The sequence below is a fragment of the Undibacterium sp. KW1 genome (assembly GCF_009937955.1).
Classification (GTDB): domain Bacteria; phylum Pseudomonadota; class Gammaproteobacteria; order Burkholderiales; family Burkholderiaceae_D; genus Undibacterium.
In genome coordinates, this window is sequence record NZ_AP018439.1 from 2,735,187 (window position 1) to 2,749,463 (window position 14,277).

At 48.7% G+C, this 14,277-nt stretch carries 13 protein-coding genes; 3 read left to right on the top strand and 10 right to left on the bottom strand.

Annotation, left to right across the window (positions count from 1 at the left end; all coding sequences use genetic code 11):
- The first annotated feature begins 34 nt into the window (after positions 1-34).
- Both UNDKW_RS12385 and UNDKW_RS12390 read left to right on the top strand, forming a co-directional pair.
- Entirely contained in the window at positions 35-2,704 is a 2,670-nt protein-coding gene (locus UNDKW_RS12385; protein WP_162058932.1) for a polysaccharide deacetylase family protein, read from the top strand.
- Between the two features lie 45 nt (positions 2,705-2,749).
- On the top strand, positions 2,750-3,220 hold the full coding sequence (locus tag UNDKW_RS12390) for a DUF1870 family protein (RefSeq protein WP_162058933.1): 471 nt from the start codon (positions 2,750-2,752) through the stop codon (positions 3,218-3,220).
- A gap of 54 nt (positions 3,221-3,274) precedes the next feature.
- Here UNDKW_RS12390 and UNDKW_RS12395 read toward each other — a convergent pair whose 3' ends face one another.
- From UNDKW_RS12395 to UNDKW_RS12405, 3 genes are all read right to left on the bottom strand, one after another.
- Positions 3,275-4,390, bottom strand: coding sequence for an NADH:flavin oxidoreductase/NADH oxidase (locus tag UNDKW_RS12395; RefSeq protein ID WP_162058934.1), 1,116 nt, complete (start codon positions 4,388-4,390; stop codon positions 3,275-3,277).
- Positions 4,391-4,477: 87 nt separating this feature from the next.
- Positions 4,478-4,702 (bottom strand): DUF6500 family protein, encoded by a 225-nt coding sequence (locus UNDKW_RS12400; RefSeq protein WP_162058935.1) that lies wholly within the window; start codon positions 4,700-4,702, stop codon positions 4,478-4,480.
- Entirely contained in the window at positions 4,702-5,253 is a 552-nt protein-coding gene (locus UNDKW_RS12405) for an NUDIX hydrolase (RefSeq protein WP_162058936.1), read from the bottom strand. The genes UNDKW_RS12400 and UNDKW_RS12405 overlap by 1 nt, the downstream gene beginning before the upstream one ends.
- Before the next feature lie 220 nt (positions 5,254-5,473).
- Here UNDKW_RS12405 and UNDKW_RS12410 point away from each other — a divergent pair, with 220 nt between their 5' ends.
- Positions 5,474-6,280, top strand: a complete 807-nt coding sequence (locus UNDKW_RS12410) for a zinc-dependent peptidase (protein ID WP_162058937.1) — start codon at positions 5,474-5,476, stop codon at positions 6,278-6,280.
- A gap of 44 nt (positions 6,281-6,324) precedes the next feature.
- On the opposite strand, the gene UNDKW_RS12415 is transcribed toward UNDKW_RS12410, so the two are convergent.
- From UNDKW_RS12415 to dapC, 7 genes are all read right to left on the bottom strand, one after another.
- On the bottom strand, positions 6,325-8,310 hold the full coding sequence (locus UNDKW_RS12415; RefSeq protein ID WP_162058938.1) for an ATP-binding cassette domain-containing protein: 1,986 nt from the start codon (positions 8,308-8,310) through the stop codon (positions 6,325-6,327).
- Between the two features lie 108 nt (positions 8,311-8,418).
- On the bottom strand, positions 8,419-9,321 hold the full coding sequence (gene prmB / locus UNDKW_RS12420) for a 50S ribosomal protein L3 N(5)-glutamine methyltransferase (protein ID WP_162058939.1): 903 nt from the start codon (positions 9,319-9,321) through the stop codon (positions 8,419-8,421).
- A gap of 39 nt (positions 9,322-9,360) precedes the next feature.
- Positions 9,361-10,488 (bottom strand): succinyl-diaminopimelate desuccinylase, encoded by a 1,128-nt coding sequence (dapE, locus tag UNDKW_RS12425; protein WP_162058940.1) that lies wholly within the window; start codon positions 10,486-10,488, stop codon positions 9,361-9,363.
- Between the two features lie 2 nt (positions 10,489-10,490).
- Positions 10,491-10,862 (bottom strand): ArsC family reductase, encoded by a 372-nt coding sequence (locus UNDKW_RS12430; protein ID WP_162058941.1) that lies wholly within the window; start codon positions 10,860-10,862, stop codon positions 10,491-10,493.
- A gap of 6 nt (positions 10,863-10,868) precedes the next feature.
- Positions 10,869-12,011, bottom strand: coding sequence for a PilT/PilU family type 4a pilus ATPase (locus tag UNDKW_RS12435; RefSeq protein ID WP_232063357.1), 1,143 nt, complete (start codon positions 12,009-12,011; stop codon positions 10,869-10,871).
- 66 nt (positions 12,012-12,077) lie between these two features.
- On the bottom strand, positions 12,078-12,905 hold the full coding sequence (dapD, locus tag UNDKW_RS12440; RefSeq protein ID WP_162041341.1) for a 2,3,4,5-tetrahydropyridine-2,6-dicarboxylate N-succinyltransferase: 828 nt from the start codon (positions 12,903-12,905) through the stop codon (positions 12,078-12,080).
- A gap of 82 nt (positions 12,906-12,987) precedes the next feature.
- Positions 12,988-14,220 (bottom strand): succinyldiaminopimelate transaminase, encoded by a 1,233-nt coding sequence (dapC, locus tag UNDKW_RS12445; protein ID WP_162058942.1) that lies wholly within the window; start codon positions 14,218-14,220, stop codon positions 12,988-12,990.
- Positions 14,221-14,277 lie beyond the last annotated feature (57 nt).

Consider the following 14,277-nt stretch of genomic DNA (forward strand, 5'->3'; position numbering starts at 1 on the left):
CTTGTTTGTTAATTGCCAGTCTGCATTTCTCCTGATGAAACCTCAAAAACTTATCTTGTCTGCCGTTGCAGTAGTCGGCGTAGCTGTAGCTTCTTATTTTGTCGTTCAAAAAACTAGCCAGTCTCCAGAGAGCAAAGCAGTAAGCTCTCAGCTTGAGCAAAAAGACACATTTGATCCTGCCAAATTGCCAGAAGATTTGAATGGTTTATTGGTCGCGTATCGCAAGATTATCATCTTGTTGGCTGACGAGAAAAAGCTTACTACCAAAGAGCGCAATGAGGCAAACCGGGTAGGGCAGGCATTGTTCCATGAAAATCTGGTCAGGCTTAATGATCTGGATACTTTTTTCGGCAAGCTGAAGTCACTCAGCAATGCCAAACGCGAAGCCAGTTTTGACACTATCCTGACCTATATAGAATCTGGCGAAGATTTATACGATGCAGATCGTCTCGCATTCCGCGAAGTTTTGCTTAAAATGCAAACATTGATAGCTACAGAGCAGACCCTGCCAGCTATCAAGCTGCACAAGCGTGTTACCGATGACTTGAATGCACTCAGTGATATTGAAAAAGAATACGACAAAGAACTCAAAGAAATTTTCTCACGATTTGAATCCCGCTCCATAGAACTTAAGCGTGAACGCTGGGATGACTACATCGTCAAATTGCGCAAGTTGTATAACCGCGAACAAATCCTCAAGGATTACGGCTTCATCCTGCCTTACCCGGAAAAACCGGAAGCAGCCGACGAAAAAGACAAAGAAATTTTCGGTCAAGGCTTGCCACAAAAAACCGTGGTGTTGACTTTCGATGATGGCCCACATGCAACCTATACCGATGAAATTGCAGCGATACTCAAGCAATACAATGTGCCAGGCGTGTTTTTCCAGGTTGGCAAGAACGTCGGCAGTGTTGATGCACAGGGCAAAGAATCGCTGAATAAAAATGCGGCGACCAGCAAGAAACTGTTGAGCGCAGGCCATGTGCTGGCCAATCACAGTTTCAGCCACGCTTTGCTGTCCAAGCAAAGCGGCGATAATCTGAACGCAGAAATTGAGCAGACAGATAAACTGCTGAAGGCCATAGACCCGGCACGATCAGCTCTGTTCCGTTTCCCTTACGGTGCAAAGAATAAAGAAGGTATGCAAATCCTGCACAAGCTGGGCTTGCGCTCGGTCATGTGGAATATTGATTCCCTGGATTGGGCTGACCCTGTGCCTAATTCGATTGCAGGCCGTGTACTTGGCACTTTGGAAAAAGAGCAGCGCGGCATCATTCTTTTCCATGATATCCATGAACGCACGGTAAAGGCCTTGCCGCTGGTACTCGATAAACTGATTGCCGATGGTTATAGCTTTGCCTCTTGGGATGGCGTGGACTTCAAGATTGCCAAAGGTGGCAAGCCAACCCCAGAAAAAGTCAGTATCAGTACCGACTATCAAAATAGCTGGGCTATCGTCATTGGCATCAATGACTATGCAAAATGGCCCAAGCTGCAATATGCAGTGCAGGATGCCAATGCTATCCGCGATACACTGATTAATCGCATGGGCTTTGCCGGTGACAAAGTACTGACACTGACCAATGCAGATGCGACCCGCAATAATATCCTCGCCTTGTTCCATGAAAAACTGGGACATGGGCAATTGAAAAAAGATGACAGGGTCTTCGTCTTCTTTGCAGGCCATGGTGCAACCAGAAAGCTGAGTTCTGGACGTAACCTGGGTTATATCATTCCCGTTGATTCTGACCCTGAACAATTGTCTGTCGATGCCATCCCCATGACGGATTTGCAGAATATCGCAGAGAGTCTCAATGCTAAACATATTCTGTTTGTCATGGATGCCTGTTACAGCGGGCTGGGGCTGACGCGCGGTGGCGGAACTAGCGCATTCCTGCGTGAAAATAGCAAGCGACTGGGCCGTCAAATGCTGACGGCGGGTGGTGCCGATCAACTGGTTGCCGATGGCGGACCGAATGGTCACTCCGTCTTCACCTGGACTTTGCTGCAAGCCCTGAGTGGCAAGGCAGACATGAATGGCGATGGCATGATTACAGCGACAGAGTTGGCAGCCTATATTGCACCCGCTGTGTCCAGCGTGTCGCAGCAAACACCTGCATTTGGCAGCTTGCCAGGTTCTGAAGGTGGTGAATTTGTTTTTGAAACAAGAGGAGAGGGAGAGTTCCTGAATGCAAAAACCAATCAGTTATCTGCTGATGCCATTGCTCTCAATAACAAACTGGATGGCGCAGCCAAAGCAGGTGCAGATGCGCCGATAGTCATCAAAAACCTGACAGGTGGCGAACAGAAAATCGCTGCACCCAAAATGGTGGATGGCTCATCACGTCAACTCGCACAAAGAGCCAATGACCATGGGCTGCAATTATATAAAGAGAAGCAATATGCACAGGCAGAAGCTGCATTCACTGAAGCTTTGAAATACAGGCCTGACTTTGGGTTGGCGGCAAACAATCTGGGCTTTGTTTATTTTAAACAGCAAAAATATGCAGAGGCAGCGCGCTGGTTTGAAAATACTTTGCAGATTGATCCTTCCCGCTCAATTGCTTACTTGAACCTGGGTGATGCCCGGGCGTTATTGAATGAAAATGAGAAAGCCAAAAAAGCTTACATGAGCTTTCTGGAATTATCGCCAAATAGTTCGAATGCCAATTATGTCAAAGAAGCGCTAAAAAAATTGAACTAAGCTTTTATTCATTAGCAGCAATAAAATTTTGAGTAAAGAATAAATATGAATGGTGTAAGTTTGAAGGCTATGCGCAGTTTGCTGCATTTCAGCCAGCATGAAGCGGCAGAACTGATTGGCGGTGTCTCAGTACGCACCTGGAGTAACTGGGAAGCAGGAGCGCAAAAGATACCGCAAGATGTGATATCCATGATTAATTACCTCATGGTGTGCCGCAAGAAGGCAATTACAGATACGCAGACAGCGATAAAAACCTACTACCTGCAAATGCCGCCCGGGGTCAGCAAAAAACCAGTAGCACTAGTCTGGTACGACAGCTTTGAAGACTGGTGCACCTTGCCGTATCGTGAATCAATCATGTGGAGGCCACAGCAGTCTGTGGTTGCGCATCTGATCTCGGTAGAAAACTGCAACGTCGTACAGTTTGATGCAGGTGCTTATGAATCTTGGTTGGGCCGACGTCCGGATAGTGATTCCATGCGTAATCAATGGGCAGAAGAGCAGGTGACTGCCTGATCACGCGTCACAAAGCTGCAGTGCCGCAGCTTTGTGACGTTACCTACTTCTTGTTTATCTTTGCCCTATGCGGGTGTCACCAAACAGGTTTTTCTGATCACGCGGTTGAGAGCGCCAGTACTGCTTTGGCGCATCCACTGTCGCGCCTAATTGCGCCGCTGCATGCCAGGGCCAATGTGGGTCATACAATATGCCACGAGCGATGGCGATGGCATCAGCTTTGCCGGTAGTAATAATTTCTTCTGCCTGATGGGCATCCGTGATCAAGCCCACTGCAATTACAGGTATGCTGCATTGCTGCTTGATTTCTTCAGCCAAATGCACTTGATAACCAGGTCCCAGTGGGATTTTCTGATCAGGTGAAACCCCACCGCTGGAAACGTGGATAAAGTCACAGCCGCGTTCTTGCAATTGCTGGACAAAGAGTTTGCTTTGTGAGATATCCAGACCACCTTCCACCCAGTCGGTTGCCGACAAACGCAAGCCAACTGCCATGCTGTCTTTAGGAACCGCTGCCCGCACAGCATCAAATACTTCCAGGGGAAACCTTAAGCGGTTTTCCACTGAACCACCATATTGATCTGTGCGCTGGTTGGATATGGGAGATAAAAATTGATGCAGCAAATAACCATGCGCCGCATGTATCTCAATTGCATTGATACCCAAGCGGTGTGCGCGTACCGCCGCATCAACAAAAGCCTGTTTTACGCGTTGCAGGCCAGCCTCATCCAGTGCCAATGGTGCACGCTCAGCTTGCGCATGCGGCAGTGCAGAGGGTGCCACCATTTGCCAACCACCGTCTTCCAGTGCAATCAATTGACCGCCATGCCACGGAGCCTGGCTGGAAGCTTTGCGTCCGGCATGACCCAGCTGTATCGCAATGGGCATGGCAGAATGCTTGCGTATCGAAGTCAATACTTTCGCTAGCGCCGCTTCTGTTTCATCTGACCATAAACCCAGGTCACCAGGAGAGATACGGCCTATCGCTTCTACAGCAGTGGCTTCCAGTATCAATAAGCCGGCACCAGACAAGGCAAGCCCACCCAGATGAATAAGATGCCAGTCAGTCGCCTTGCCATCTTCTGCAGAGTACTGGCACATGGGGGCAATGATGATGCGGTTTTTTAAGCTTAGCGAACCAAGCTTAATGGGGGAGAAGAGTGCGCTCATGTCTTGGAGAAATGCCTGAATGAAGAAGTTGTTTGATTTCTTTATTATGCCTGCGCTTTTCTATTGTTGCAGGGCGCTTCTAATTGTTCAGCTTGCCTCCAGAGCTTCAACGATGGTTTTGATCTTGACTGCCTTTTCGAAGTGATCAAACTTGTTTTCCATGATCCACCATGTGGCAGCTTCCATCAGTAATTGCGGGTCATCGTTTTTGTTGGCAAAGAAGGCATAAAAGGATAGACCAACATTGCTGCCTTTTTGTTCTATTTTGTTATTGCATATTTCGATGATCTTTTTTTTGAGGCTGCTTCTCATTATTTATTTGTATTCAAGGTTAATGACTGCAACGCTCGGTAAAATGAGGCGATGTGCAGTGCTTGAGAGAACTCATTGGTTTCTATTTTTTGCTGTATTTGAGGAAGCGACAGAAAATTGAATTCTATATCTTCTGATGCATCCAGTTGTTGCCTGGCCTTTAATTTAAGCCCAGTGGCAAAAAATATATGGATGGTATTGGTCTGGCGGGCTGGGTTAGCGTACATTTTCCCCAGTGGCTGCCAATGAGTAGCGGTATAGCCGGTTTCTTCCAATAACTCCCTTTGTGCTGTACAGAGAGGTGTCTCACCGTTGTCGATGACGCCACCAGGTAATTCTATGCAGACCGTTTTGGCTGCATAGCGAAACTGTTTTACCGTCAATATGCGGCCATCATCTGCCTGGGCAAACACATGCACCCAGTCTGCTTCGTGAAGCACATAGTAAGGCGTGATTGTTTGCCCATTTGGGATCAGGAAGGTATCTGCTGTCAGTGTTAGCCACGCATCGTTGATCAATATTGTTGAGCTTATGGTTTCCCAATGTTTCATAATTATTGCTTCAAGCTGGTAAGAAAAAACAGTGTTTGTTGCATTTCATGAAATTGATTAATTCATATTATTTTATACCCTGTGATCTGATAAGCTGGTTTTCAAGAGGCGGGCACTTATATATTAATTGCTATTGAGTTTGCCTCCATTGCGCCCATTTGCATCTGATCAACGAATGTCAGATGCAAATCACATTCGCAATCCTCATGGGCTTGTCGATATGGAATGGTTACTCCTTATTCTTGTTTTACTCGTACTTGGCATCGTTGTCTTGCCCAAGCTGCGTTTGCGTCATGTGCTGTCGCAGGCTTTTCCGCTAAATTATTCAAAAATATTACGCAAAAACCTGCCTGGATACACGCGTATGCCAACCGATTTGCAAATGCAATTGAAGAAACGCATACGGCAGTTCCTCTATCAAAAAACCTTTGTCGGTTGCGGTGGTTTGATTATTACTGATGAAATCAGGGTAACGATTGCGGGTAAGGCCTGTTTGCTGCTGCTGAACCGTGAATCGGATGTGTATCCGCAGCTTACGCATGTGCTGGTATATCCATCAGCATTCGTGGCACCCCGGACACAAATGAATGCCGACGGTATCGTCACGCATACTAATCAGGGTCTCAGTGGCGAATCATGGAGTGATGGCAGGGTTATACTTGCATGGGATCAGGTTGCGCATAATTCCGATAATGAAGCGCGGGGACAAGATGTGGTTATTCATGAATTCGCCCACCAGCTTGATAGCGAAACGGGAACGACTAATGGCGCACCCGCTTTGAAGTCAGCCGCAGCTTACAAGGCATGGTCGGCGTTGATGGAAAGAGAGTATGCTCAACTGCATCAGGCGATAGCCAATAATCTTGCTACCATCATTGATCCTTACGGTGCGACTAATCCGGCAGAGTTTTTTGCTGTCGTGACGGAAGCCTTTTTCAAAAAAAGCCGCGACCTTGCTCAGTATCACCCCGCCTTGTATGAACAGTTGCGGGTGTATTACCAGGTTGATCCATGTGACTGGATTTAATCCTTGAATCAAAAAACAAGGGGCGCTAAATGCGCCCCTTTGCTTTATTCTACTGCTTCCAGAAATTCCTGCTGTTCCAGCCAGTCAGCTTCGATTTGCCCCAGTTCCTTGACGACATAAGCCTGATCAAGTAACAGTGCCTTCAGCTTTTCCTTATTGGCATCGTTATAGATTTCACCATCTTCCAACTGCGCATCGATGTCTTTCTTTTTGATGTTCAACTTGGCCATTTGCTCTTCAAGACGTTTGATGCGTGTTTCTATTGGCTTGCGCAGATTTGCAAGGCGCGTGCGTTCGTCAGCGTCGCGTTTACGCTGTTCCTTGTCATCGACTTTTGCAGCGGGAACAGGTTTCGCCTGAGGTAAAGCAGCTTCCTGAGCCTTGGTTTTTTCTGGCAGGGCGGGGTTGGCCTTTTCCAGTTTGTTTTTGAACAGCCAGTCTTTGTAATCGTCAAGATCGCCATCGAATGGCTGCAGCTTGCCATCAGCCACGATGATGAACTGGTCCGTCGTGGCGCGCAGCAAATGCCTGTCATGGGAGACGACGACCAGTGTGCCTTCAAACTGCGCCAGGGCATCAGTCAGGGCTTCGCGGGTTTCCAGGTCCAGATGGTTAGTTGGTTCATCGAGCAGCAATAGGTTGGGACGCTGCCAGACGATCATCGCCAGCGCCAGGCGGGCTTTTTCACCTCCTGAGAATGGCTTGATAGGGCTGGTCACCATGGTACCTGGGAAGTTGAAACCACCGAGGAAGTTACGCAACTCCTGCTCACGTACATCAGGCGCAATATGGGCCAAATGCCACAGTGGTGATTCGTCATGACGCAACATCTCTACCTGGTGCTGTGCAAAATAACCGATGGACAAGCCCTTGCCGGTTTGCATGACACCGTTCAAAGGTGCAATATCGCCGACGATGGTTTTGATCAGCGTTGATTTACCCGCACCATTCACACCGAGAAGGCCAATGCGCTGGCCAATTTGCAGTGTAAACTTGACATCGCCGACGATCTTTTTCTCAGTAAAACTATGATCAGTTTCTGATTCAATGCGATAGCCACAATCCACATCTTCCATCACCAGCATGGGGTTTGGTGCACTCAGAGGTTCACGGAACTCAAAAGAAAATTCAGCAGCGGCGCGCAAAGGCGCCATTTCTTCCATGCGTGCCAGTGCCTTGATGCGGCTCTGTGCCTGCTTGGCTTTGGATGCCTTGGCCTTGAAGCGGTCGATAAAGGATTGCAAATGGGCGCGCTTGCGATTTTGTTTCTCCAGCATGCCTTGCGCCAGCTCCAGCTGTGCTGCACGCTGGCGTTCAAAGCCGGAATAGTTGCCACCATAGCGCTTGAGCTTGCGTTCATCAATATGGACGATGACATTTACTACACCGTCAAGGAAGTCGCGGTCATGCGAGATGATGATCAGCGTGCCTTCATAACGTTTCAGCCAGTCTTCCAGCCAGATGATGGCATCGAGATCCAGGTGATTGGTTGGTTCATCAAGTAACAGCAGGTCGGATTTGCACATCAGTGCCTGTGCCAGGTTCAGACGCATGCGCCAGCCACCAGAAAAACTGGCGACTGGTTGTTCCAGTTCATTGATCTTGAAACCCAGGCCTAATAGCAATTGTTCGGCACGCGGGCGTACGGTATAGGCATCGGCATCGGCCAGTGCACCATACATATTGCCAATGGCAATACCGTTTTCATAGCTTTCTGGTTGGGCTTCGAGTTCGGCCAGTTGTGCTTCGAGTTTACGCAAGGCGACGTCGCCATCTATCGCGTAGTCAATGGCGCTGCGTTCCAGCGGTGGTGTTTCTTGCGCGACGTGCGCAAGCTGCCACTTGGCTGGGAAATCGATGCTACCCTGATCAGGATGCAATTCACCACGCAACATGGCAAACAGGCTGGACTTGCCTGCACCGTTGGAGCCGATCAAGCCTATCTTGTCGCCGGGATTGAGCGTCACATCGACGCTGTCAAATAAAGGTTTAATGCCGCGCGCCAGGACGACTTGTTGAAGACGTATCATATAAACTTAATTAATGGGTAATACTATTGTTGATGCGAAAAAATGGAAAAACGGGCAAAACTGGTTTTGCCCGTCTTCATGATGTTTATTACACGGCACTACACAGATTTATGCAGTGAAATTGCTCAACTGCTCAGCCTCTACCAAAAATACCATGTCGTCACCGGCACTGGTACTCAACCAGGTCAGGTTCAGTTCAGGGAAGGCAGCTTCGGCAAAGGTACGTTCATTGCCAATTTCCACCATCAGCAAACCATCTTCGGTCAGACGTTGTGCTGCCCCTGCGACTATCTTGCGTACCAGATCCATGCCATCATCACCACCGGCCAGTGCGATCTGTGGTTCGTGCAGGTACTCTTTGGGCAATTTTGCCATAGAGCCAGAATTCACATAGGGTGGGTTGGTAATAATCAGGTCATATTTCTTGTCGGGCACATTTGCATACAGATCAGACTCGATCAGGGTAATACGGTCCTGCAATTCATAGGTTGCGACATTACGTTTTGCCACTTCCAGCGCATCTTTGGAAATATCGACGGCATCGACATGCGCCTCAGAGAACATATCGGCCAGCATGATGGGCAGACAGCCAGAGCCAGTGCACAGTTCCAGGATGTTGGTGATGGCCTCAGGGTTCGACACCCAGGGTGAAAAATGTTCAGGTATCAGTTCAGCGATGAAAGAGCGCGGCACGATAACACGCTCATCTACGTAGAAAGTATAAGTGCCGAGCCAGGCTTCATTAGTAATGTAGGAAGCAGGCACACGGTCTACTGCACGTCTGTCAATCACGCGCAATACGGCATCTATTTCTGACGGCAATAAATGCGCATCCAGGAAGGGGTCTATCTTGTCCAGTGGCAGGTGCAGGGTATGCAGCAGCAAATAAGCAGCTTCATCCAGGGCATTGGCACTGCCATGACCAAAGAACAGTTTCTCTTTGTTGAAACGGGTGACGGCATAGCGCAATAAATCACGCAGGGTCAGGAAGGTGGTAGCGGGTGTAGTCATATTGTTTCCGTATCGGCCAGTGGTGAGCGGAACTAAAGCTTAGGTCAGCAGGTTTTCCAGAGTGCGGCGATAAATGTTCTTGAGCGGGTCTATGTACTGAAGCTCTATGTGTTCGTCAATTTTATGGATGCTGGCATTCGGCGGACCAAATTCCACAACCTGTGGACAGATCTTGGCGATGAAACGGCCATCAGATGTACCTCCAGTAGTGGAAAGTTCGGTTTCTATGCCAGTTTCAGCACGTATCGCATCACCCAGTGCATCGCTGAGACTGCCTTTGGGTGTCAGGAAGGGATGTCCACCGACTGTCCATTTCAACTCATATTCAAGACCGTGTTTGTCGAGTATTGCATGCACACGTTGTTGCAGACCCTCGGCTGTGCTGGCAGTGGAAAAACGGAAATTGAAATCGATAACCGCTTCGCCAGGGATAACATTGGAAGCACCGGTGCCGGCATGGATATTCGACATTTGCCAGGATGTGGGCAGATAATACTCATTGCCCTCATCCCAGACTTCAGCTACCAGTTCTGCCATTGCGGGTGCCGCAAGGTGGATAGGGTTTTTTGCCAGTTGCGGATAGGCGATATGGCCTTGCACACCTTTGACGATCAACTTGCCTGACATGGTACCGCGACGGCCATTCTTGGTGGTGTCACCCAGTTTATCTACGGATGTTGGTTCGCCAACGATGCAGTAATCAAGCAGTTCGCCACGAGCTTTGAGCTTTTCGCAAACGACCACTGTGCCGTCCGTCGCCGGGCCTTCTTCATCACTGGTGATAAGAAAACCGATAGAGCCTTTATGATCCGGGTGGTCAGCGATAAATTCTTCTGTTGCCACGACAAAGGCGGCGATGGAAGTTTTCATATCAGCAGCACCGCGGCCATACAGCTTGCCATCCCTGTGAGTAGGCGTAAATGGGGCTGACTGCCATTGTGTGACAGGGCCAGTAGGTACTACATCAGTATGGCCAGCAAACACCAGCAAGGGCTGGGTCTGACCACGTCTGGCCCACAGATTGGTTACGTCACCAGACTGTATGGTTTCGCACTGGAAGCCCAAGGGTTCCAGCAGGGCGATCAAAGTGTTTTGGCAGCCTTTGTCTTCAGGTGTGACAGAATCCAGCGCAATCAGCTGTTCGGTCAGGGCAAGTGTTTTGCTCATGTTTACTTATGGAAAATGGACTGGTATTGCGGCACAGAAAAACCGACATTCACTTGGGATTTGCCATCGTTATTGATCAGCAATACCGGGCGTTTGATGACAGATGGCTTATTCAGCATGAGTGCGATGGCCTGTTCTGCATCTTCAGCCGAAGCTTTTTCTGCATCGCTGAGCGCACGCCAGGTGGTACCTTTGCGGTTGATCAGCACATCCAGGCCTTGATGTTCCAGCCATGTTTCTATGGTGGCACGGTTCAAGCCTTGTTTTTTGAAATCGTGGAATTCAAAAGCAAGTTCCTGCTCTTGCAGCCAGGTATGGGCTTTTTTAACGGTGTCACAGTTTGGAATGCCAAACAGGGTAATGCTTCGCGTCATACTTTTTTATACGTTCAAGGTAAATTCTGTGAAAGAAGCTTCTTCTTTGGTTTCTGGCTCTGGTTCAGGCTTTGGAGCTACAGCAGTGGATGCTTCATTGTTCAACAGCCATAACAGATTATTGGCAGAATCAGAATTGGCCAAACCTTCTTCTTGCGTGATCAAACCTTCACGTATCAAATGCATGAGGGCGCGTTCAAAGGTTTGCGAACCAGGTGACAAGCTTTTCTCGATCGCTTCCTTGATCTGGAAGATGTCACCTTGTTCTATCAATTCAGCAACGTAGCGGGTATTGAGCATGATCTCGACTGCAGGGCAGCGGCCGCCATCTTTTGCACGTATCAGGCGTTGCGAGATAATCGCGCGTATGGAAGAAGACAAATCCAGCAGCAAGGCATTACGCGTTTCCATGGGGAAGAAACTGATGATACGGTTTAAGGCTTGGTAACTATTATTCGCATGCAGGGTCGCCAAGACCAGATGGCCGGATTGCGCATAGGCAATCGCTGCCATCATGGTTTCCAGATCGCGAATTTCGCCAATCAGGATGCAGTCTGGTGCCTGGCGCAGCGAATTCTTCAGTGCTGTTTTCAGACTTTCAGAATCACTCCCAATTTCACGCTGGTTGACGATGGATTTTTTACTGCGGAACAAGAATTCAATCGGGTCTTCCAGCGTCAGGATATGACCAGTCTTGACTTCATTCCTGTGATCCAGCATGGATGCTATCGTGGTCGACTTGCCTGAGCCGGTCGAGCCGACCAGCAAGATCAAACCACGTTTTTCCATAATCAGCTCAGACAATACCGGAGGCAAATGCAGGGTATCGAGTTTTGGGATGTCACCAGGCACGTAACGGAAGACAGCTGAGATGGAACCACGTTGGCGGAATGCCGACAGGCGGAAACGGCCTATGCCGGCAGCACCAATACCAACATTCAGTTCATTTTCTACTTCCAGCTGTTCCATGTGCTCAGGATCTACCACTTCACTGAGCAGCGACAGGATGTTTGCCTGATCCATCTTCTGCTGATTGATAGGGAGCAGATTGCCATTGATTTTCAAATGTATGGGCGAATTCATCGCGAAAAACATGTCAGATGCATGTTTTTCCTTCATCAGTTGAAATAACCTCTCCATCGCTGCCATGATGTGTCCCTAAACTGAGCTAATTATTAAAATAAAATGCAAAAAAAGGCGTCAATAAAAACTTAATCAAGCGCCACGCAACAATTCATTGATGCTGGTTTTGGAGCGTGTCTGTGCATCGACACGCTTCACAATCACCGCACAATACAGGCTATATTTGCCGTCAGCAGATGGCAGGTTGCCGGAAACAACCACTGAACCAGCAGGTACGCGACCGTAGCTGACTTCACCTGTGGCGCGGTCATAAATCTTGGTCGATTGGCCGATATATACACCCATGGAAATCACGGAATTTTCTTCAACGATCACGCCTTCAACGATTTCTGAACGAGCACCGATGAAGCAATTATCTTCAATGATGGTCGGGTTGGCTTGCATAGGTTCGAGTACGCCACCAATACCAACGCCGCCAGACAAATGCACGTTTTTACCGATTTGTGCGCAGGAACCGACAGTCGCCCAGGTATCAACCATCGCGCCTTCATCAACATAAGCGCCGATGTTGACATAAGAAGGCATCAACACCACGTTTTTTGCGATAAAGCTGCCACGGCGCGCCACTGCTGGTGGCACTACGCGGAAACCTCCTTTGACAAAGTCTTCGGCCGTGTAATTGGCGAACTTGGTCGGCACTTTGTCAAAGAATTGCATATGTTCACCAGAAGGCATGGTGATGTTGTCTTCCAGGCGGAAAGACAGTAATACAGCTTTTTTGATCCATTGGTTGACTTGCCAGCTACCCTCAATTTTTTGCGCTACGCGCAGAGTGCCTGCATCAAGTTCGCTCAAGACATGGGCAACCGCCTCGCGGATTTCTGCCGGCGCAGATTTAGGCGAGAAATTTGTGCGGTCTTCCCAGGCTTGATCAATGATTTGCTGTAATTGTTGAGTCATGTTGAGTGTCTTCAAATGAAAATGTAAAAATAAAAACCGAAATAATCTTGTGTCTGCGTTTGGTTGCTTTTTGGCTGCAGTATCAGACTGCTGCTGGAGTAAAATTCTTGCAAAAGCTGACTATCCTTTGTGCTGCTTCCAGGCATTCTTCAGGTTCAGCCACCAGGGCCATGCGTATGCGGTTTTGCCCAGGGTTGATGCCATGGGCCTCGCGCGCCAGATAACTGCCGGGTAGAACCGTTACATTATATTCCTCGTACAAGCGACGGGCGAACTCTGTATCTGATAAACCCATGGCATCAGGAATTCTTGCCCAAAGGTAAAAGGCAGCATCAGGCAGCTTCACATCCAGCACTTCTTGCAGTATGGGTGTGATCTGGGCAAATTTGCGTATGTATTTGTCACGATTTTCCTGTACATGCACCTCATCATTCCATGCTACGACTGAGGCGGCCTGTATGTTTGGGCTCATGGCACTACCATGATAAGTCCGGTACAGCAGGAATTTTTTGATGATTTCGGCATCTCCCGCCACAAAACCTGAACGCATGCCAGGCACATTTGAGCGTTTTGACAGGCTCGACAGGGTAATCAGACGCGGGTATTCATTTCTTCCCAGCGCACGTGCCGCCTGCAGGCTGCCCAGTGGCGCTTCTTCCTTGAAGTAAATCTCTGAATAGCATTCATCTGCGGCAATAACAAAGCCATAACGGTCCGACAGGGCAAATAACTCTTTCCAGTCGTCCAGATTCAGCACTGCACCTGTAGGGTTGCCAGGCGAGCAGATGTACAGCAGTTGTACACGTTGCCAGACTGATTCGGGGATGCTCTTGTAGTCAGGTGCAAAATTGCGTTCAGGATCAGCATTGGCAAAGTAGGGTTCAGCCCCGGCCAGGTATGCTGCTCCTTCATAAATCTGATAAAAAGGATTGGGACACACCACTAATGGCAAGCCATCTTTGCAGACACTGTGGTCTATGATGGTTTGTGCCAGGGCAAACAAGGCTTCACGTGAGCCTATCACCGGTAAAATCTGGTTTGCTGCATCTAGCGGTGGTATGCCGTAGCGACGTCCCAGCCAGGCAGAAATGGAGTTACGCAAGGCATCCGAGCCAGCGGTGGATGGGTAACTGGCCAAGCCTGCCATATTATCTACTATGGCATCCTTGATCAAAGCGGGAGTGGGGTGCTTGGGTTCGCCTATACCCAGACTGATGGCTGGAAACCCGGAATTTGGCACAACATCGGCAAACAGGCGTTTCAGTTTCTCGAACGGATACGGCTGCAACTTACTAAGGTAGGGATTGAATGTCATTTTTCGAATTGTTGTCGATGCCAAACAGGCTTTTTAGCTAATTTCTCTGGTCTGTTG